We start from the raw sequence: 783 nt of genomic DNA on the forward strand, positions 1-783 counted from the left end.
CCATGTGAAAAGCGAACCCTCGCCGGCAGGGAGGACTCGCTTTGAAGGGGGCGTATTTCCGCAGCCTGCTAGTCTTACTGTGTTAGTAATTTAAACGAAATCAAGGCATTATGTGCACTTCTTCAAGAGAAGGGTGAACCTTGATGGAAGACTTGCAGGAATTCGAGCGCTACATGGCCCATCTGAGCGAAGGGCTGGGTCATTCGGACCGTCATGCGGGCTTGCGGGGTTACACCACGGGGCTGATGTCGCCGCTGCAGCGCAAGAGCGTGGAGCCGATGGCGGCGCATATGGACCCGCTGAACGTTCGTTCGCGCCACCAGTCGCTGCACCACTTCGTGGCCGACGCGAATTGGTCGGACGAGCGGATGCTGCTGGGGATATGCCAGTGGGTCGTGCCGTTGATGGATTTCAGCGACGGCGGTTGGTGGATCGTCGACGACACGGGCTTTCCCAAGCAGGGGCGACACTCGGTRGGCGTCGCGCGCCAATACTGCGGGATGTTGGGCAAGCAGGACAACTGCCAGGTGGCGGTGAGCGTGTCGCTGGCCTGCGCGGCGGCCAGCATTCCGGTGGCGTGGCAGCTGTACCTTCCCCAGGAGTGGGCCGACGACCAGGCCCGACGCGAGAAGGCCGGCGTGCCCGAGGCGATCGAGTTCGCCACCAAGCCTCAGATCGCGCTGCAGCAGATCGAACACCTGGTGGCCCAGGGGGCGCCGAGGCACTGCGTGTTGGCCGACGCGGGCTACGGCGCGGACACGGCGTTTCGCGAACGCCTGAGCG

General features: G+C 63.6%; 1 protein-coding gene. It reads left to right on the top strand.

Translation table 11 applies throughout. The annotated features are described in order from the left end of the window. Positions 1-143: 143 nt before the first annotated feature. The coding region (locus ACXJ3V_RS20150) for an IS701 family transposase (RefSeq protein ID WP_457102135.1) at positions 144-783 on the top strand (640 nt) is incomplete at its 3' end.

The sequence above is a fragment of the Microbacterium sp. P5_E9 genome (assembly GCF_054049175.1).